At 60.1% G+C, this 17,761-nt stretch carries 26 protein-coding genes and 1 tRNA gene; 20 read left to right on the forward strand and 7 right to left on the reverse strand.

Annotated elements, in window-relative coordinates; all coding sequences use genetic code 11:
* Positions 1 to 40 precede the first annotated feature (40 nt).
* The 5 genes from ASD52_RS01930 to ASD52_RS01950 all read left to right on the forward strand — a co-directional run bounded on the left by ASD52_RS01930 (position 41) and on the right by ASD52_RS01950 (position 3,172).
* The gene (locus ASD52_RS01930; protein ID WP_057222741.1) at positions 41 to 946 is read left to right on the forward strand and encodes a hypothetical protein; all 906 of its coding nucleotides are present in this window, start codon (positions 41 to 43) and stop codon (positions 944 to 946) included.
* Positions 943 to 1,587 (forward strand): hypothetical protein, encoded by a 645-nt coding sequence (locus ASD52_RS39025; RefSeq protein ID WP_162254141.1) that lies wholly within the window; start codon positions 943 to 945, stop codon positions 1,585 to 1,587. The genes ASD52_RS01930 and ASD52_RS39025 overlap by 4 nt, the downstream gene beginning before the upstream one ends.
* A 64-nt stretch (positions 1,588 to 1,651) precedes the next feature.
* Positions 1,652 to 2,173, forward strand: a complete 522-nt coding sequence (locus tag ASD52_RS01940) for a hypothetical protein (RefSeq protein ID WP_244497403.1) — start codon at positions 1,652 to 1,654, stop codon at positions 2,171 to 2,173.
* Complete coding sequence (locus ASD52_RS01945) at positions 2,163 to 2,585, forward strand: helix-turn-helix domain-containing protein (protein WP_057222743.1); 423 nt, start codon at positions 2,163 to 2,165, stop codon at positions 2,583 to 2,585. The genes ASD52_RS01940 and ASD52_RS01945 overlap by 11 nt, the downstream gene beginning before the upstream one ends.
* Positions 2,582 to 3,172 carry a transcription termination/antitermination NusG family protein gene (locus ASD52_RS01950; protein ID WP_057222744.1) on the forward strand — a complete coding sequence of 197 codons (591 nt, stop codon included), beginning with the start codon at positions 2,582 to 2,584 and terminating at the stop codon, positions 3,170 to 3,172. The genes ASD52_RS01945 and ASD52_RS01950 overlap by 4 nt, the downstream gene beginning before the upstream one ends.
* A 155-nt stretch (positions 3,173 to 3,327) precedes the next feature.
* Here ASD52_RS01950 and ASD52_RS01955 read toward each other — a convergent pair whose 3' ends face one another.
* On the reverse strand, positions 3,328 to 3,546 hold the full coding sequence (locus tag ASD52_RS01955; RefSeq protein ID WP_057222745.1) for a hypothetical protein: 219 nt from the start codon (positions 3,544 to 3,546) through the stop codon (positions 3,328 to 3,330).
* Positions 3,547 to 4,505: 959 nt separating this feature from the next.
* Between ASD52_RS01955 and ASD52_RS01965 the strand changes: the two genes are divergently transcribed.
* Positions 4,506 to 4,582: transfer RNA gene (locus tag ASD52_RS01965), tRNA-Met, on the forward strand.
* 159 nt (positions 4,583 to 4,741) lie between these two features.
* Positions 4,742 to 5,125, forward strand: coding sequence for a hypothetical protein (locus tag ASD52_RS38100; RefSeq protein WP_156612855.1), 384 nt, complete (start codon positions 4,742 to 4,744; stop codon positions 5,123 to 5,125).
* An 86-nt stretch (positions 5,126 to 5,211) separates the two neighbouring features.
* On the opposite strand, the gene ASD52_RS01970 is transcribed toward ASD52_RS38100, so the two are convergent.
* Positions 5,212 to 5,520, reverse strand: coding sequence for a hypothetical protein (locus tag ASD52_RS01970; RefSeq protein WP_057222747.1), 309 nt, complete (start codon positions 5,518 to 5,520; stop codon positions 5,212 to 5,214).
* Positions 5,521 to 5,640: 120 nt separating this feature from the next.
* Here ASD52_RS01970 and ASD52_RS01975 point away from each other — a divergent pair, with 120 nt between their 5' ends.
* A complete protein-coding gene (locus ASD52_RS01975; protein WP_057222748.1) occupies positions 5,641 to 6,261 on the forward strand; it encodes a putative metallopeptidase in 621 nt (206 codons plus the stop codon).
* Here the strand turns inward: ASD52_RS01975 and ASD52_RS39645 are convergent, their stop codons facing one another.
* Positions 6,262 to 6,615 carry a hypothetical protein gene (locus tag ASD52_RS39645; protein WP_082571692.1) on the reverse strand — a complete coding sequence of 118 codons (354 nt, stop codon included), beginning with the start codon at positions 6,613 to 6,615 and terminating at the stop codon, positions 6,262 to 6,264.
* 194 nt (positions 6,616 to 6,809) lie between these two features.
* On the opposite strand from ASD52_RS39645, the gene ASD52_RS01980 reads away from it, so the two are divergent.
* From ASD52_RS01980 to ASD52_RS01990, 3 genes are read left to right on the forward strand one after another with little or no spacing between them, the layout of a single operon-like run.
* The gene (locus ASD52_RS01980; protein WP_057222749.1) at positions 6,810 to 7,274 is read left to right on the forward strand and encodes a DUF2280 domain-containing protein; all 465 of its coding nucleotides are present in this window, start codon (positions 6,810 to 6,812) and stop codon (positions 7,272 to 7,274) included.
* Complete coding sequence (terL, locus tag ASD52_RS01985; RefSeq protein ID WP_057222750.1) at positions 7,261 to 8,646, forward strand: phage terminase large subunit; 1,386 nt, start codon at positions 7,261 to 7,263, stop codon at positions 8,644 to 8,646. Before ASD52_RS01980 ends, terL begins: the two co-directional genes overlap by 14 nt.
* A gap of 8 nt (positions 8,647 to 8,654) precedes the next feature.
* A complete protein-coding gene (locus ASD52_RS01990) occupies positions 8,655 to 10,049 on the forward strand; it encodes a phage portal protein (RefSeq protein ID WP_057222751.1) in 1,395 nt (464 codons plus the stop codon).
* Here the strand turns inward: ASD52_RS01990 and ASD52_RS01995 are convergent.
* A complete protein-coding gene (locus ASD52_RS01995; protein ID WP_057222752.1) occupies positions 10,042 to 10,641 on the reverse strand; it encodes a hypothetical protein in 600 nt (199 codons plus the stop codon). The genes ASD52_RS01990 and ASD52_RS01995 overlap by 8 nt on opposite strands.
* A 62-nt stretch (positions 10,642 to 10,703) precedes the next feature.
* On the opposite strand from ASD52_RS01995, the gene ASD52_RS02000 reads away from it, so the two are divergent.
* The 5 genes from ASD52_RS02000 (at position 10,704) to ASD52_RS02020 (ending at position 14,260) form a co-directional block, all read left to right on the forward strand.
* Positions 10,704 to 11,852, forward strand: a complete 1,149-nt coding sequence (locus ASD52_RS02000) for a DUF2213 domain-containing protein (protein WP_057222753.1) — start codon at positions 10,704 to 10,706, stop codon at positions 11,850 to 11,852.
* Positions 11,852 to 12,316: a DUF2190 family protein gene (locus ASD52_RS02005; RefSeq protein ID WP_057222754.1), complete on the forward strand. Its 465-nt coding sequence runs from the start codon at positions 11,852 to 11,854 to the stop codon at positions 12,314 to 12,316. The genes ASD52_RS02000 and ASD52_RS02005 overlap by 1 nt, the downstream gene beginning before the upstream one ends.
* A gap of 11 nt (positions 12,317 to 12,327) precedes the next feature.
* Positions 12,328 to 13,266, forward strand: a complete 939-nt coding sequence (locus tag ASD52_RS02010; protein WP_057222755.1) for a DUF2184 domain-containing protein — start codon at positions 12,328 to 12,330, stop codon at positions 13,264 to 13,266.
* A gap of 12 nt (positions 13,267 to 13,278) precedes the next feature.
* Positions 13,279 to 13,635, forward strand: a complete 357-nt coding sequence (locus tag ASD52_RS36705) for a hypothetical protein (RefSeq protein ID WP_057222756.1) — start codon at positions 13,279 to 13,281, stop codon at positions 13,633 to 13,635.
* A gap of 130 nt (positions 13,636 to 13,765) precedes the next feature.
* On the forward strand, positions 13,766 to 14,260 hold the full coding sequence (locus tag ASD52_RS02020; protein WP_057222757.1) for a DnaT-like ssDNA-binding protein: 495 nt from the start codon (positions 13,766 to 13,768) through the stop codon (positions 14,258 to 14,260).
* A gap of 12 nt (positions 14,261 to 14,272) precedes the next feature.
* Here ASD52_RS02020 and ASD52_RS02025 read toward each other — a convergent pair whose 3' ends face one another.
* Complete coding sequence (locus tag ASD52_RS02025) at positions 14,273 to 14,899, reverse strand: hypothetical protein (protein WP_057222758.1); 627 nt, start codon at positions 14,897 to 14,899, stop codon at positions 14,273 to 14,275.
* Between the two features lie 101 nt (positions 14,900 to 15,000).
* Here ASD52_RS02025 and ASD52_RS02030 point away from each other — a divergent pair, with 101 nt between their 5' ends.
* Positions 15,001 to 15,363, forward strand: coding sequence for a hypothetical protein (locus ASD52_RS02030; RefSeq protein ID WP_156612856.1), 363 nt, complete (start codon positions 15,001 to 15,003; stop codon positions 15,361 to 15,363).
* On the opposite strand, the gene ASD52_RS02035 is transcribed toward ASD52_RS02030, so the two are convergent.
* Positions 15,360 to 15,602, reverse strand: coding sequence for a hypothetical protein (locus ASD52_RS02035; protein WP_057222759.1), 243 nt, complete (start codon positions 15,600 to 15,602; stop codon positions 15,360 to 15,362). The two genes, ASD52_RS02030 and ASD52_RS02035, sit on opposite strands and share 4 nt — an antisense overlap.
* A 33-nt stretch (positions 15,603 to 15,635) precedes the next feature.
* On the opposite strand from ASD52_RS02035, the gene ASD52_RS02040 reads away from it, so the two are divergent.
* Both ASD52_RS02040 and ASD52_RS02045 read left to right on the forward strand, forming a co-directional pair.
* The gene (locus tag ASD52_RS02040; RefSeq protein ID WP_057222760.1) at positions 15,636 to 16,673 is read left to right on the forward strand and encodes a phage minor head protein; all 1,038 of its coding nucleotides are present in this window, start codon (positions 15,636 to 15,638) and stop codon (positions 16,671 to 16,673) included.
* A complete protein-coding gene (locus ASD52_RS02045; RefSeq protein ID WP_057222761.1) occupies positions 16,673 to 17,128 on the forward strand; it encodes a hypothetical protein in 456 nt (151 codons plus the stop codon). Before ASD52_RS02040 ends, ASD52_RS02045 begins: the two co-directional genes overlap by 1 nt.
* Here ASD52_RS02045 and ASD52_RS38105 read toward each other — a convergent pair.
* Positions 17,079 to 17,336, reverse strand: coding sequence for a hypothetical protein (locus ASD52_RS38105; protein WP_156612857.1), 258 nt, complete (start codon positions 17,334 to 17,336; stop codon positions 17,079 to 17,081). The genes ASD52_RS02045 and ASD52_RS38105 overlap by 50 nt on opposite strands.
* Between ASD52_RS38105 and ASD52_RS02050 the strand changes: the two genes are divergently transcribed.
* Positions 17,335 to 17,760, forward strand: a complete 426-nt coding sequence (locus tag ASD52_RS02050; protein ID WP_057222762.1) for a phage tail terminator-like protein — start codon at positions 17,335 to 17,337, stop codon at positions 17,758 to 17,760. The two genes, ASD52_RS38105 and ASD52_RS02050, sit on opposite strands and share 2 nt — an antisense overlap.
* Position 17,761: the final 1 nt, after the last annotated feature.

Below are 17,761 nucleotides of genomic sequence, written 5' to 3' on the forward strand. Positions count from 1 at the left end.
CTGTTACCGCGCCGCGCTTGTTCCGCGAGGGAGACGAGGCATGACGGAACTGTTCAACCTTCTCGCCCAGGAACCGAAGAAGGCTCCGCGCGTCCGCCGTGGCGGATGGTCGTGGGGTCCGGTGGAAGGCGCAAAGCTGCGCGTGCTTTCGATGGGCGCGGGCGTCCAGTCGACGACACTAGCGCTGATGGCTGCGCATGGTGAAATCGGTCCGATGCCCGACTGCGCCATCTTCGCGGATGGTGAGGCAGAACCGGCCGGCGTCTATGAGCAGGTCCGGTGGCTGCAGTCGGACAATGTTCTCCCTTTCCCGATCCATACGGTCACGGCCGGAAGTCTCAAGAAGGAAATTGAGGACGCGGCTGCCGGACTTAACGGCATGTCCGCTCGGCCCCCATTCTTTGTCAAATCATCCAAGGGTCGGCTCGGCCAGGTCAATCGGCAATGCACTCAGGACTATAAAATCGACCCGATACGGAAGACGCAGCGCGAACTGCTGGGGTATCGGCCTCGCCAGCGGATCCCCGACGCGCAAGTTGAAGTGTGGATAGGCATCAGCACTGACGAGGTCGTGCGCGCCGGGGCCTCCTGGGAAAACTGGTCCACCAACCGGTATCCGTTGCTCGAAATGAGGATGTCACGGCAGGACTGTGAGGCTTGGCTGATCAAGCGCGGATATCCCGTGCCGATGAAAAGCGCGTGCACTTTCTGCCCGTATCGCTCCGATGCTGAGTGGCGGATTCTTCGCGAGACCGATCCGGCGGCATTCGCTGACGCTTGTGCGATTGACGCACTGATCCGGGACATGCACCAGCATGGCAAGATCCGCGGCGAATTGTTCGTACATCGATCTGGCAGACCGTTGTCTGAGATCGACCTGACGACAGCCGAGGAGCGAGGACAAGGCAATCTTCTTATGGTCTGCGAAGCGGGGTGCGGACTGTGAGCATCGCCGAACTGATCCGCAAGATGGCCCAAGCCGGCGCACCACCGGAAGCGATTGCGCTCGCGGTCGAAGCGATCGAGGGGAAGGACGCTGAAATCGATCGGCGTCGCCAGGTCGAGCGCGATCGTAAGCGCCGTCAACGGGCGGGACAGTCACGGGACAAGGACGGGACAGTCACGGGACAGTCCGGGGACGACCCCACCCCTGATAAAGAAAGGTCCCCCACACCCCCTAAAGAAATTAACCCCACCCCATCCTCGCTTCGCTCGGACAACAAACGCGGGACCCGCTTGCCTGCCGACTTCCAGCCCAATCTGGTTTTCGCGGTCGAGCTCGGTTTCGATCGCTCCCAAGCCATGACCGAGTTCGACAAGTTCCGGGACTACTGGAACGCCAAAGCCGGGAAGGACGCCACCAAGCTCGATTGGCCGGCGACGTGGCGCAATTGGTTGCGCAACGCTGCCAAGCCTCGCAATCGCCCTCATCAGCAAGCCCCGCCACGGGAAACCGAGCATGCCCGCCACCAGCGGGAGTTCCGAGAATCCATCCAACAGAAACTGAACGGGAATCCAGGCCATGACGAATTTGCCAGCACCGGCCCAATTTTCGACCTTGAACCGGGAGATTACAACGCTCACTGAGCGCCTGGCCCCGGTTCGCGCTGATGCCATCGTTCGGAGCCTCGACGTCATGCAAAGCGCCGGGATGAGCTTGCCAAAAGGTGTTGACGCCCAGAAGTTTGACGTGATCTACGGCTACGCTCTCGATGGGGTGCCGAACTGCGGCCTCACGATTGCCACCCAGAAGCTCATCAGGGGCGACTACGCCGGCAACCCGGATATCTTGCTCGGCATGATCCCGAAGCCGCCGATCCTTGCCGCCCTGGCAAAGCAGGAGGCGAGGGCGGCCCGCGAGGATCTGGCCCGCAAGCGCGAGACTGCATCGGCCTTGAAGGGTATCGCCCCCGAGGTCGATCGTTCGCCCGAGCTCATGGCCCGAGTGCAAGCCCGCCTCAACCAGTTCCGCCAAGAGCACGAGGAGGCCAAGGCCAAGGAACGGGGCGTCGTCGTCCACGAGCCCATGTCGCCTGAGAAGGCTGAGTACTGGGCCAAGATCTCCGAACTGCCCGACTGGTGGCAGGTTGGCGCCGAGCAGGCGGCATTTAGGCGGAAGATCGAAGCCGAGATGGCCGAGGTCGCCCCCGAGGAGAAAAGCCGTGCTGCTTGAACTCCCGCAACAGCCTGTCACCACCGAGGCGGTCTACCGCGCCAAAGTCTTTGCCCTGCGGAGGAAGCTGGTCGGGACGCCAAAGCCGCCGAAGGTCTACGTTCCGAAGCCGAAGCTTCGCGCACCGGCCGATGATCACGTCTGGGCCTATCGAGCGTACCGTCTGCAGCAGCGGCCGCGATTGTCGCCGACGGAACACGTGAAGCTGCGTTGCCTCGAGCTCCGAATTCCTTTCGCGGTGATGGTCGGCCCGTCGCGGGTACGATCGATCACGGAACACCGCCATTTACTCATGTGGGAGCTTCGCCATCAGCGGAAGATGTCGCTGCCGGCTATCGCGCGGATCTTCAGCCGCGACCACACCACCGTTCTGACTTCCTGCCGCAAGATCGAAATGGAGAAGGCCCAATGAGCTGGTACGCAATCAAGACCCGTCCAGGAACACAGCGCCCGGCAACGCCGCGCGTCGGTGAGAGCGGGGACCGCAAGGGCGAATTCATCATCGAGCGCAATGTCAGAGACGCCGACCTCGAAATATTCATGCCGTCATTCCGGAAGGACATCAAACATCACCGGACCAAGGAACTGATCGAGCGCCGCTTCGCCATGATCACCGGCTATTCGTTCGTCTATCTGCCCACGCGTGATTTCTACCGACTTTCCCGCGTTGACGGGGTGACGGCGATCCTCGGCGTTGCGGGCTATCCGCTGCGCATCTCGGATTTCGAGGTTGAGAGCCTGCGAGACGCCGAGGCTATGGCGGGTTCCGCCCTGCAGCGAGAGCGCGACGCGCGAAAGAAGCGGAGCCGCAAGCAGTTGCAGGAGGAGTTCCCGCGGTCGACAGTCGTTAGGGTCGCCCCCGAACATCGCCTCGTCGGGGGCATGCTCGCGTCCGTGCTCGATGTCACCGGACGCAATACCGTCAAAGCTGTGGTCGAATACCTTGGTGGCCTTGTTCACGTCGATCTGCCGCTTGATCTGATCGATAAAGTCGCTTAGAATCACTGCGATCTTTGGTGATTTGCAGGCTGTTCTGATTGCGGACCTCGATTAGAGGGAAAACTCGCCGGGCCTTAGGGAGGAACTCACCGCCTCCCGCCATAGCAGCATATTGCCGAAATTCAGGGCGGCCGAAGCCGCCCTATCTCGTTTCATTATCTGGCGAACGTTGTCTTTCCACCACTCGGCGCGCCGCCATTGCTCTTCTTGCTGTTCTTGGTTGATGCGGCAAGTCCGCGCGACGATCCGAAGGCCAATTCAATCTGGCCGGTAGTTTTGACGGTGGACTGCTTTTCGGCTGGCGTCGACGGCACGGCAGCAATGGCGGAAGTCGCGAAAGCGAGCGACGCCAGGGCGGCGATAACGATCTTCATTGGTAGTCTCCTAGGTTCGAACCTCCCGCCAAGGATTGCGGGAGATTTGGCGTAGGACGATCATCAAGCAAGCGACATACGGCGGGTGTCGTATTTCGACAGCGCGACAGCCCCCGAAGTCGACGCATGGCGTGGCGGTCAACGAAGAGGCGCAACGTTATGAACAAAGCACAATTGCGCTCGACGCGCCTCGCACTTCATGCTCCAAAACTGGGTGCCGGAAGTCGCAGGAGTTAATTCGGTGAGAGAGTATCTATTCGTGGGGCTACTGCTTCTAGCTGGCTTCATCGTGATTAAGTGGAACCTCAGGGATGCTAAAACGCATCGCTGGAACGTTTCGGACGACAAAAACCGAATTGGTTTCGCATTGCTCTCGCTCGTATTCATCGCTGGCTCAATCGTTTTGCTTTGGCACTGACGAGGAGCGAAGGCGCCTTCAGATCCAGCGCCGTTGGTAGTGGCGACCTTTGCCTCCCCGAGGTGGATGAATCCGGCACCAATTTCCGCAGGCAGGGCAAACGGCAAGCGGCGTGGCTCAGAACCACGAAAGACCTCAACGATCCTGAACTTGCGGAACGGGCAGGTAGACCTTGGATCCGTCGCGCTTTCTATCGAGTAAGGATCCCTCGACCAATAGATAGGCCGTTATACCGAGGATGGAGAGCAGTAAAATGCTCACCGGCAGCCCTGCTGAAGAGCGATGATCAGGTTCTTGGAAGTTCTTTCGACCTACCATGGCCGGTACCATTTTTGCACACACGAGAGCCACGCCGTCACGCCGGATGGCCTGACTGGTCAACAAAGTTCGAAGCTCTGTAGCAAGTTGGGATTATACCACGATCGCGGGAGCGCCGCGCGGGATCACAGGTAGTGAGGCAGATGACTGCCGCAACTTGTTCTCCGTATGTTCGTAGTATGTTAGGCGCACATAAGCCGCCCAAATCAGGTAAGTCCGGTCTCGTCGGCGTAGAGCAGCCCGGTAGCTCGCCTAGCCTCATAAACTGGAGAGTCGCAGGTTTGGATCCTGTCGCCGCAACCTATTTCCATCAGCGTTACATTTGGAACAGCTAAAGTTTGGCGATCAGTATAAATTAACTCACATGAACAGAGGCAAAGTTACTGTTCATCCGCTTCGGCGGTTGAAGAACAACTAATAACGCTGCCAACGTTATTTTCCGGCCTGAGGAGAAAGGTCATGAAAAATATTGTGATAGCTTTGGTTGCTACTTGCTCGTTTATTTCAAATGAAGCTTCGGCGTCTTGCTCGTCCGGATTCCTTGCCGACGTGCTTTGCCAAACGGGGGTTATCAACCAGGACACCGCCAACGGCCTTGACCAAGTGCACAAAGGGGTGGGCAATCCACTGGATAATGTAGTGCCGAGTTTTCCTGGTGGCTTTGCGCAACCAGTCGGCGGACCGCAGTTTCAACCGCCACAGGCGAACAACGTTCCCCAAGTGGCTTGGGGTAATTACTGTGTCACGCAGTGGGGCGCGGCCTACGGGGCTGCGAACCCAGTAGGTACACCGTGCACTGCCATTATCAATGGCTATCCAGTTATGGGGTACGTTGGCCGATAGACAGTTGGCAAGAAAACAGAGCCCCGCGAATGTTGCCGCGGGGCTGCCTCAATTTGTGCCCTCAGGGGAGGGTAGAGGTTGCGGCATCAGCCTGCGGTTATGAAGTCCGAATTGAAGAGTGATTCCGAATAGGCAGCCAGGAAGAACTTTTCGACTGTAACCGTAACGCCGATAGCTGCAGAGGTATTAGCCACCGCGGTGTTGAATGCCCGATGTGCGGCGTCGCGATTTTGGAAATCGCCCACCAATGTAGTGTTTGGTAGCCGATACCATTTCTTGACTGATGGCGCCCATATCCAGACCTTCCAGCCCACCTTCTCCGCCTGGTTGAGGAATTCCGAATATGGATCCGGCGTCGTTTTCTTGATGTCGTATGAGATTACATATGTCGTCATGATGTTCCTTTCCTAGTTGCATAAGAAGGAAACGATGAACGACCTTGAGTCGCAAGCAAATTGCTGCTCGCCAGTAGATCTGCACCCGTAAATCACAACCACCTGGGGATAACGGGTACAATGAGACCGCAACCGCCGTTGTCGATGTTCGACGAGATTAGCTCACCAGCCTTTGCCCCCGCCGAGGAAATGCCCGACTGGGTACGGGATACCTTCATTGATGCGGCATCGCCGGTTCACAATCCCGACCACGCTCATCTCCGGTTCGCTGACATCGGTTTCCTCTGGACCACCGTCGGCAACAGCAAGAAGGGGCGTCGGGTCATCGGCCAGTGCGAGACAGGATCTCCGCAGGGCACAATGGGCAAGTGGTCCCGCGCCCGGGCAGAGATGCAGGTCAAGCAGTGGTTCGGCCACGTCCCTGATTTCATCATCACGCTGGACGCCGACTACTGCAGGGAATGCGGAGACGCCGAGTTCATGGCGCTGGTCGAGCACGAGCTCTACCACGCTGCCCAGGATGTCGACGCATTCGGTGGGCCGAAGTTCAGCCGATCGACAGGCCGCCCGGTGTTCGTCATCCGTGGTCACGATGTCGAGGAGTTCGTCGGCGTTGTCCGTCGCTATGGGGCAGATGCAGCAGGTGTCCGCGCCATGGTCGATGCAGCAAACCAGAAGCCCGAGATCGCCAGAGTGCAGATCGCTCACGCTTGCGGCACCTGCCAGCTGAGGGTCGCGTAGTTAGCTGCTATCAGGCGGGGCAAAGAAACAGTTCACGTCGTCTTCAGTCGGATGCAGGCAGATATGGTATCGTCCATCGCCCGACGGCATCTCATCGCCATACGGGATGTAGAACACATGTGGTCGTGTAGCCAGGGGATGGTCACCCGCATGCAAGAAGACAGAAAAACCACGAGCTCCTCGCATTATGTCCGGAGCGGGAATGGCTCCACAATCTCCACCTACCTCATGAGCCTTGCAGCACGCCGGAGGATAGGTCCAGCCGGTCTTTGCCTGGTGAGCGTCGGCTCGAACTACGCCGACTGAGATTGCCGCAAGTGTGATCAGGGATACGCTTGATGGGGCGAATGTCATTGTGCACCTCCTTGGAGGCAGCCCTTCGAAAACGCCGAGAGGTTGCTTGCTGATTGGCAAGAACGATTTGTCTGACCGATGCTTGGATCCGTTCCCCGGACACCAGCGCCGTATTCGTATGTGCTAACATACTCCTCGCTGCTTGGCGGGGAACCGGGATTATGCTTTCGAACTGACCGGAGCCTGACAGACCAATGGCCAAGGGTACCCTGAAGGACGAGGTCAAAACCTTCATCGTCCAAAGCCTCGCCTGTTTCGACACACCGTCTGTTGTCGTCGATGCAGTCAGGAAGGAATACGGCACCACGATCACGCGCCAGTCGGTCGAAGGCTACGACCCAACGAAGAAGGCTGGCAGCAACCTCGCAGAGAAGTGGCGGCTCTTGTTCCAAGAGACCCGCAAGACGTTCCTTGAGGATACGGCCACCATCGCCATCAGTCACCGCGCCGTTCGGCTGCGTGCACTACAGCGTATGGCTGAGAAAGCAGAGAACGCGGGCAACATGGTGCTGGCCTCGTCATTGTTGAAGCAAGCGGCGGAAGAGGTGGGCAATGCCTACACCAACCGCCGCGAACTGACGGGGAAGGACGGAAAGGATCTGCCGGTTCCAGTATCACCCGTCACGATCTTCCAGTTACCCGACAATGGCAGGAGCTGAGCAAGGGCAGGGCGCCCAGACAATCATCCGGCCGCAGGCTGGCCCGCAGACAGCGTTCCTTGCTTCCCCGGCTGACATCGCCATCTACGGCGGCTCGGCCGGTGGCGGCAAGACCTGGGCGCTGCTCATGGAGCCGCTGCGCCACGTGGCCAATCCGCAGTTCGGCGCCGTGTTTTTTCGTCGGTCGACGGTGCAGGTCCGAAACGAGGGCGGTCTATGGGACGAGAGCGAGAAGCTTTATCCCTCGATCGGCGCGGTGCCGAAAGAGCATGTGCTGCAGTGGAACTTCCCGGCCGGCGCCTCGGTATCGTTCGCTCACCTTGAGCACGACAAGACGGTCCTGAACTGGCAGGGCTCGCAGATCCCGCTGATCTGCTTCGACGAACTGACGCATTTCAGCGCCAAACAGTTCTGGTACATGGTCTCGCGTAACCGCTCGATGTGCGGCGTGAGGCCCTACATCAGGGCGACGTGCAACCCGGATGCCGATAGTTGGGTCGCCGATTTCATTTCGTGGTGGATCAATCCAGACACCGGCCTGCCAATACCGGAGCGGGCTGGCAAGCTGCGTTGGTTCGTCCGCATCGGTGACGCCATTGTCTGGGCCGATGATCCGGCAGAGCTGTCAGACTACATCAACCCGCTCGATGGCGAGCCTATCCCGCCGAAGTCGGTGACGTTCGTCCCGGCGAAGCTGACCGACAACGCCGCGCTCATGGCAGCCGACCCCGGCTACCTCGCAAACCTCATGGCTTTGCCAACGGTCGAGCGCGAGCGCTTGCTGGGTGGTAACTGGAAGATCCGGCCGGCGGCTGGTCTCTTGTTCCGCCGCGGCTGGTGCGAGGTGGTCGATGCCATCCCTGCCGGCGCGCGCTGGATGCGCGGCTGGGACTTGGGCGCCACGCCGAAGACAGAGAGCAACGATCCGGACTGGACGGCCGGCAGCAAGATCGGAAAGCTACCCGATGGTCGATATATCGTCGCCCATCATTGCCGCGATCGCCTGTCACCCTCGGGTGTCGAACGGCTGATCAAGAACACCGCCGAAGCCGACGGCAAGGATACGCAGATATCACTGCCGCAGGATCCGGGGCAGGCGGGTAAATCGCAGGTCACCAACCTGACGAAGATGCTTGCCGGCTTCACCGTTCGGGCCACGCCCGAATCCGGTGACAAGATCACGCGCTTCAGCCCGTTTTCGGCTCAGGTCGAAGCGGGCAATGTCCTGGTTCTCCGTGGACCATGGAATGAGGCTTGGTTTTCATCGCTTGAGGGTTTCCCCGAAGCGGCACATGACGATGACGCCGACAGCACGAGCCGTGCTTTCAACGCGCTGTTGAGCGCAAGCACGTTCACGCTGGCGAACGTTTAGGAGCGGACATGGGTAACATCATCGCTTTCGTCCGCGACAGCCTGACGAACATGGTCGCCAACCTCGGCACAAGCCGGGACAAGGCGTCTGCCACGTTCTATTCGATGCCGATGCTTTCGGACGAGGAGTTGCTGAACGCCTACCGTGGCGCCTGGCTTCCGCGGAAGATCGTCGATATCCCAGCCTTCGATAGCGTCCGCGCCTGGCGTGACTGGCAGGCAAAGAAGCCGCAGATCGAGGCGATCGAGGCGGAAGAGAAGCGTCTGAACGTCAAGGGCAAGGTGCTCGAAGCCCGTATCAAGGCGAGGCTTTGGGGCGGCGCTGCACTGGTCATCGGTACCGGTGAGCAGGATCTCACCGCCCCGCTGGGCGTCGATCGCATCGGCAAGGGTGGCTTGAAGTACCTCACGGTCATGTCGCGCCGCCAGCTTACGGCCGGCGAGGTCGAGCGCGACCCGGCGTCGGAATGGTACGGCAAACCAACGCTCTATCAGGTGAGCTCGGCCGGCGGCCGGCAGGTCGAAATTCATCCGTCGCGCCTGGTCATCTTCCATGGCAACCCGGCGCCCGATGACGAGATTGCCACCTCTGCCTATCCGGGTTGGGGCGACAGCGTGCTCTTGTCTGTCGTCGAGGCCATCAAGCAGGCCGATGGCACTGCGGCGAACATTGCCAGTCTCGTCTTCGAGGCGAAGGTCAATATCATCCGGCTTCCGGATTTCATGCAGAACATCGGCAATGCCGAGTATCGCGCGAAGATCTTGGAGCGCTACACCCTTGCCGCCACGGCCAAGGGCATCAACGGCGACCTGCTGCTCGACAAGGAAGAGGAATTCGAACAGAAGACGGCGAGCTTCGCGACCCTCCCGGAAGTGCTGATGTCGTTCCTGCAGATCGTCTCGGGCGCGGCCGATATTCCGGCGACCCGGCTCCTCGGTCAGTCGCCGGCCGGCATGAACGCCACCGGCGAAAGCGACCTGCGCAACTACTACGATCGCCTCCAGGCCATGCAGGAAGTCGAGATGACCCCGGCCATGATGCGGCTCGACGAGTGCATCATCCGCAGCGGTACCGGCTCGCGCGACCCCGACATTTACTATGAGTGGGCGCCGCTCTGGGGCATGTCCGAGAAGGAAAAGGCCGACGTTTTCAAGACGAAAGCCGATGCCGCGCGCCAGTTGGTAGGCACTTCGCCAGGGCAGGAAATTATTCCTCGCGAGGCTGTATCCGACGCTCTAGTCAATGCGCTGGTCGAGGATGGCTCTTTGCCAGGCCTTGATTCCGCCATTGATGAATACGGCAAGCTTAGCGAGCAGGAGCCAGATGAAAATGAGGTACGGGCTGGAGCTGGCCTTGCCCCTCTAACGAGTCCGTACCGGAATTCAGGTCAATCAACTACTTAAACGCGATGCCATCCCCTTCAAGCCCATATCGCTCACAGGTGTCTGCAAAATCCCAGCTGACCTCGGAGCCGGCTTCGGTGCCCACAGTTGCGAAAAAAAGCGAGCCAGATGCATTTACCGAAACGGTCAAGGTCAAGGACGAAGGTCTGCCTTTCTTGGCGCAGAGGTTCGTTGCAAGATAGTCAGTGGCCTTGGTGACGGCGTCAGGGATCTTGTCCAATGGCTGAAATAGCGGGTCGAGCTTCACTTCCGCAGCTGCAGCTATGAATTCTTTCTGCGGCACAACCTCGAGCGAAGCGCCCTTTGGAAGGCTGTATCCGGGAACTTCGATCGCTCCCGTTGGGGTGACTTTGTAGTCAACCGAACCGAAAACATCGACGAGGCCACCCTTCGGATCGCGAACGATGACCCCCCAACTGGGCGTATTCGCAATTGTCGCGGAGGGACTTTGCGGGGTGAGAACGGTACTGCTCGGCGCCGTGTGCCCAAGTTGTTTGTTTAATCCGTCCACCAAGTTCTTCTCGTTGTTCGCGTCCTGGCCCCAAGCTGGAGAGGCGACGATTAAGCTCGCGGCGATCAAGAAGTTGCGCACTCTGCATTTCCCTTCTGTTTCTCTGCTGATTTAAAGTCAGCTTAAGCCCAGGTGACCAGAATATGCAATTTATAGATGCTGCACCGATCGCGGGCACGCGACGGACCGCCGACGGCTACCTAATTGCTGAGGTTCGCACCGCACGCACTGGCATCCAGGACTATGCCGGCCATGAGGTCGGGAAGCCCGATATGCCGGTCGTGAAGGTTTACCGCCCCGCCGATCAGGTTTTCGCCCGCGACAGCCTCGGGAGCTATGCACACAAGCCGGTGACGAACGAGCACCCAGACGAAGCCGTCAGCGCTGCCAACTGGAAAGACCTGGCCGTCGGCCAGATCGGTGACGAGGTCGCACGCGATGGCGAGTTCGTCCGCATCCCGCTCATCGTCATGGATGCTGCGGCCATCAAATCCGTCGACGAGGGCAAGCGGGAGCTATCCGCCGGCTACACCTGCGATCTCGCATGGGAGCCGGGCACCACGTCCGAAGGCGAGAAGTACGACGCCATCCAGAAAGATATCCGGATCAACCACGTTGCCATCGTGCAGCGCGGCCGCGCCGGATCACAAGCTCGCATCGGTGACGGTGTGAGGTCGTGGGGCGCTGCCCCTGTCACCAGTGATCAGAAACCGAAAGAGGAAAAGATCATGACCCTGAAGACGGTTACCGTCGATGGCATCCCGGTTGAAGTAACCGACCAGGGCGCCACCGTCATCGCCACACTGCAGTCTCGGCTTGCCGATGCCATCTCCAAGATGACCGCAACCGAAACGGCACACCAGACGGCGCTGGCCGCCAAGGATGCCGAGCTGGCCAAGAAGGATGCCGAGCTCGACGCGACGAAAGCTAAGGTGCTTTCCGATGCCGATCTCGACAAACGCGTCCAGGCCCGCGGCGATCTCATCGCCACCGCCAAGGCAATCGCCAAGGACGTCAAGACCGAGGGCCTGTCCGACGCTGCCATTCGCAAGGCCGTCGTTACTGCCAAGATCGGCGACGCCGCCGTTGCCGGCAAGTCCGACGCCTATATTGACGCCCGCTTCGACACGCTCGTCGAGGACGCGGCCAAGAACCCCAGCGACCCCTTCCGCAACGCTGTGAAGCAGGGGCTCACCTCGGATGCGGACCTCACCGACTCCAACAAGGCCTACGAGGCAATGCTTGCCCGCGATCGTAACGCCTGGATGGGCAATCAGAAGGAGAACGCATAATGGCCTTTCCTCCCGTCTCCTATTCGCGCGACACGCCGGCCGGCTATCCCGGCTTGATCGCCACCACTGAGCCGCATTTCATCACGTCGATGATCGTTGCGGCAGCTTCCGGCAATATCCCTTTCGGCGTGGGCGTGATCTACGACACGGTCGAAGACACGGTGAAGCTGCCGACCGCTATCGGCAAGTTCGCCGGCGTCGCGGTCGGCGATCGCACTCTGCCCTTCGCCAACGGCGAGCTCTACAAGCCGTACGACCAGATCAGCGTCATGAAGAATGGTTCGATCTGGGTCACCGCGCTTGTCGCCGTTGCTCAGGGCGACCCGGTCTATATGACCCCGACCGGGGGCTTCACCAACGTTTCCAACTCGGCAGCCAACCAGCTGATCGAAAATGCCGAATGGGCAAGCGTCACGAGCGGTACCAACCAGCTCGCGCGTCTCCGCCTTGGCGTCACCAAGTAAGGAGAACGCACATGTTCACCACTGACGCGCCCGCGCTGGCGCTGAACTTCCTGCGCACGGCTCAGAACTACATCGAGCCGGGCATCTATGCTCGCCAGTATCCGGATTTCCAGTATCGCGAGCTCGTGCCCGTCGATAACTCGGCGCCGGACTGGACCACGGCTATCGACTTCTTCTCCATGGGCGATGACGTCGGGCAGGCCCGCGAGTTCGCCGCAGATGGCGACGACATCCCGTTCGTCGACTTCAAGCTCGACGGCGGCAACAGCCGTGTCTGGATGGCGGCGATCGGCTACCGGTACAATCTGCAGGAGCTTGCCCATGCTCAGGCATACGGCATCCGCCTGCAGAACGACCGCGCCGACGCTGCCCGTCGGAAGTACGAGCAGTATGTCGACAACGTTGCGTTCCTCGGTCGCTCCAAGCTCGGCATGACCGGCCTGCTCAACACCACCTCGGTCACGGCCATTACCGCGGCGAACGGCGCGGGCGGCACTGCAACCTGGACCACCAAGACCGCCGACGAGATCCTTGCCGACGTCAACAGCGTGCTCGGGGTCATCTTCACCGCGTCCAACGGCATCGAGCAGGCCGACACCATCCTGCTCGACCAGGATCGTTACGCGCTCATCGCGACCAAGCGTCTCGACGCGACGATGACCACGACGATCCTGGAGCATATCCAGCGGGCGAACATCTACACGATCCGGACCGGCCGGCCGCTGACTATCCGGGCAGTCTTCGGTCTGGAAACCGCCGGCGCCGGCAGCACCCACCGCATGGTGGCCTATCGCCGGTCGCCCGACGTCGTGAAGATGCATGTGCCGATGCCGCTCCGCTGGCTGCAGGCCGAACAGCGTCTGCTGAAGTTTGAAGTGCCGGGCATCTTCCGCCTTGGCGGTGTCGAAGTTCGTCGTCCGGGCGCCATGCGCTACCTCGACGGCATCTGAGGAGTATTCGCTATGTCTAAGATTACCATTCAGAATACTCGCCCGGGCGGATTTGGCATCCCGGGCGGCCCGGTCATCGCTGGCGGCGGTTCGCTTGAAGTCGAAGCGGCCGACTGGAAGACGGTGAAGGACCATCCGGTCGGGAAAGCCTGGGTGGATGCCGGCCATCTGAAACTCGATGGCGATGAGGATATCGCTGACGAAGGCAACTCTTCCAAGTCCGTGACGGAAGTCCTCGCCATGGCGAACGATCCGAACGTGCAGTTCATGTCCTTCAAATCTGCGGCTTCCAAGCTTCTCGGCGATAAGACGCCGGCGAAGAAGGACGAGATCGTCGCCGCCCTCGAAGACTTGGCAACCAAGCCCTGAACGAAAAAGGGGCCGCTGTTACAACAGCGAGCCCCTACGTCAGCAAGTGTGCGTGCTGGCGCCCCCCTGCTGCCAGCAAGAATGCACCGGCTTTGTTTATGAATGCCTAATGTAAATTGCGAGGAATGACATGGCCGGATATGGCGATAACGACGGCTTCACGGCCTACGCGATGGCGGCCGGCTATGTCATGCCTTTTGGCACGACTGATGACCAGAAGGCCGCTGCTCGCCAGCGCGGCGCTTTGGTGATCGATCGGTACGAACCGCGGTTCAGCGGTCGGCGCACCGGCGGATTCGCCCAGGAACGGGCATGGCCGCGCACCGGCGCATCGACATACGACGGTGAGGCGATCCCGCCGACAGAAATCCCGGTTGCGATCGTCAACGCTTCATATGAGGCGGCGTTTCTCGAATTGACGAACCCGGGCAGCCTTTCACCGGTCGTCACAGGCACGGCCACGGTCAAGCGCGAAAAGATCGGCCAGCTTGAAGTCGAATACGCCACGTCGACATCGAGAGACATTGACGACCTTGTCGCGTTGTCTACTCCGGTCGTGACCTCTATCGAGGCACTGCTATGGCCGTTCCTCTCGCAATGCTGGCCTGGTGCGCTGGTGGTTTGAAAACAAACGCTCTTAGTTTGCCAAGGCGGCCAGGTAGCGCGAACTGGAAATTGCGTGCACGTCGGCAATGGACGCCGGTGCGTTTTTGTCCAATCTGAAGGAATAGATGCTGTCGATCTCGGTTCTATGGTCGATCTCGCGAACAATTTCTTCGATGCCTGTTTGAGAGACGTACTTGATGGCATCACCGTCCGAAATGAACGTTGAGTCCACGCGATAAACAACACGGATGTTGCGCGCCCTTATATTGAGCAACACATCGTCGGCTAGGGCGCCGATAGTCACCACACAGAGCTCTGGTTGCCAGATGTTGGAGCTTAACAGCGCCGATGGGCGAGCGGTGCCATCACACCCCTCTAGAGCGAGAACGAGGTTTTGAGTGATGAGCTCGAACTCTCCCTCAAGTTCGTCTGCATGTTCAATCTGAAACCAGTCGGTACGGTGAGGGGCGGTGGTTTCGAATTGGATTTCGAGTTTTCCATAGCCCCAGTAAGTCGGGACATCTTCTGCGTGCTCGGTCGAGAAAAACGTCGGTGCCCCCAGTGCCCGAGCGACGTCCAAGAGCGTGGCGTCGGTCGTCAATGGGCCGAACGCGCCCGTTCGTAGAAACTCGCGCATTGATACTATTTTCTTCGTCATCAGTTTGAAGTGTCTCCCGGCTTTGCAAGTAGTCTTTGATTTCGTCGGATGCGCAGTGTCAACCTTGCTCAACTTCTCGCAGCGGAAAGTGTCGTCGAATTATGCATTTTGATTATTTGCGAGCTCGCCTCACGGCGGGCCGGCTCATTGCCAAGTTCGGCCAGGCCGGCGTCGTCACCCGCCTCACACCTCCGGACCCGGTCTTGGGCGGCGAACCGGTCCCGACGCCTTACCCGGCAACGCTCGTCCCGATGGCCTACGAGGCCCGTTACATCGACGGGACCACTATCCGCAGCGGTGACATGCAGATCTACATTTCGGCCGTCGGCCTCGCGATCGAGCCCACCGTCGGCGACATCGTCGCCGCCAACGGTACCGACTACGCCATCGTGAATGGAGACCCGAATAAATACGACGGCGTGACCAACGTTGTTTTCGTCGTCCAAGGGCGAACAGCATCCTAGCCTCGGTCGAGTAAGGCGCGGATCGGGTCGGCAACCCCGTTGAGGGCATTTGCGATCGTCTGGGTGACTGGATCCAGCGGGCCGATAAACGCTTGAAACATGATGGCGACGATCAGCAAAACCAAGCCCGCGCGAGCCAAGCCATGCGCGTAGAAAGCCAGAGGAATTAATACGAGCAACAAGAGGATCATACGTGTCCTGAGATTGCCAGCTAATGGTCTGTTGTTAGCAACCATCATAGTCCTTCCTCCCAGCCAAAAAACGAGAATCGTATGACATTCGACGAATTGCTCGCCACATACGAGCCACGCCTTGCTGCGGCGTTTCGCGAGGCGGTGGACGAGATCAAGTCGAGCATCATCCTCGCGCGTGTCGTCGAACGTCTCGAGCGAGGCGACGTGAACGGCGCGATCGAGGCGATGCAGCTTGAGCCAGAAGCATTCTCGGCACTCGAAATCGCCCTGCAGGAGGCCTTCAACGCCGGTGGCACCAATGCCGTTGGCGAACTGCCGAAGGTGATGGACCCGCAGGGCAACCGTGTAATCTGGCGCTTTGGCGTCCGCAACCCGGTTGCAGAGGCGATCCTCCGCGATCTGTCTTCGACCATGGTTACGCACATCACCGAAGATCAGCGGCAGGGTGTGCGCCAGGCGTTGGAGCAGGGGCTTGCCAGAGGCGCCAACCCGCGCGCCACCGCACTCGACGTTGTCGGCCGGCAGAACCGTGTCACCGGTCGGCGAGAGGGTGGCGTCATTGGCCTGACCCGCTACCAGATCGAGTTTATCGACCGGGCCCGGGGCAACCTCGCATCCGGCGATCCGGAGCTGATGAAGAAGTACTTCGAGCTCAAGACGCGGGACAAGCGCTTTGACCGCACCGTGTCGGCTGCCATCCGTGAAGGCAAGCCGGTCGCGGGCGAAGCGCTGACCCGGATCATCGGCAGGCTCAACGACAAGAACCTATTGCTCCGCGGCGAAATGCTGGCGCGCACCGAAACCATGATGGCTCTCGGCTCCGCACGAGACGAGGGGATGCGGCAGCAGATAGAGGCGGGCAAAGTCCAGGCGCAGGACATCACGAAGATTTGGCGATCGGCCGGCGACAGTCGAGTTCGGCACACTCACCGCGTTATGAACGGCAAGAGCGTCGGCATCGACGAGACGTTCCAAAGCCCGTCGGGCGCGTCGCTTCGCTATCCCGGCGACCCGCGCGCGCCAATCACGGAAACGTCGGGCTGCCGCTGCCGGCTGGAATACAAGATCGACTACATCGGCGCCGTCGCGCGTCGCTACCGTGCCGAGGCGGCCTGATGGCGACGCTCTCCTTCAGCGCGGCTGTTGCTCAGTGGGCGGACAAGGTCGATGGCGCAGTCGAGGCTGTGTTCAAAGAGGCAACGCATGAGGTCGTCGAGGAGATGCAGAAGCCCGCCGGTCAGGGTGGACGCATGCGTGTTGACACCGGCTTTCTCCGGGCATCGCTGCTTGCTTCTACTGCGGCGATGCCTTCGATCGTGTCGGGCAAGAACCCCACGCCCGGCTCTGGGCCAAACAGCTATGCTACAAGCTTCGACCAGGTCGAGGCGGTGATCGCCGGAGCCGATATCGGAGACACACTCTATTTCGGCTACACCGCCGCATATGCCGGGCACCGTGAATATGGCTCGAACGGCCAGCCGGCCGACGGCTTCGTTCGCCTGGCCGCTCAGAACTGGCCGATTATCGTGGATCGAAAGGCTGCCGAGCTGAAGGCCCGTCTGGGTCTTTGATCGCAGCGTTGGTGTCGATGTTCTTTTCAATCGCCGCCAGCAACCCAAGCTGAAGCATCGTCAACGCTTTCCGGGCGGCCTTGAGCGAGGTGTCGCCTCGTACCGTTGCGGCGCTATCCCGGCCCAATGCCAGCAATGCCGCATGGATGAGCTCATACACTTCATCGTCGCTGAGAGGCGGCTTTTCAGACATAGGCAATCGATACATGGCCGTTGGTTCCGACGCAATCATCTTCAAAGCGCTCACCGAGCGGCTGCGCGCCATGCCTCAGGTGCTACCGATCGCCGGGCCGAACGTCGTGTTTCCCGTCACCGGGCAGCCGCTGCCGCCAAGGTATCTGCGCCTTGCCTTTATGCCTAACCAGACGCGCCAAGTGACCATGGGCGACGATCCGCAACAGAAGCGCGGTTTGCTTCAGGTCTCTGTGGTTTGGCCGGTCGGGCAGGGAATTATCGACGCCCTCGAAGTCGTCGACCAGGTCATCGACCAGTTCAAGAACCAAACGCTATTCGCCTCTGGCGTGAGGATCACGATCAGCAGCGAGCCATGGGCGGCAGGCCCGCTCCAAGAGAGTGAACGGGTCCAGATCCCGATCACCATCCCCTACCACGCATTCGAACCGGAGAACTAAC

It is taken from the genome of Ensifer sp. Root142 (assembly GCF_001426785.1).
In the GTDB taxonomy this organism is placed as follows: Bacteria; Pseudomonadota; Alphaproteobacteria; order Rhizobiales; family Rhizobiaceae; genus Ensifer; species Ensifer canadensis.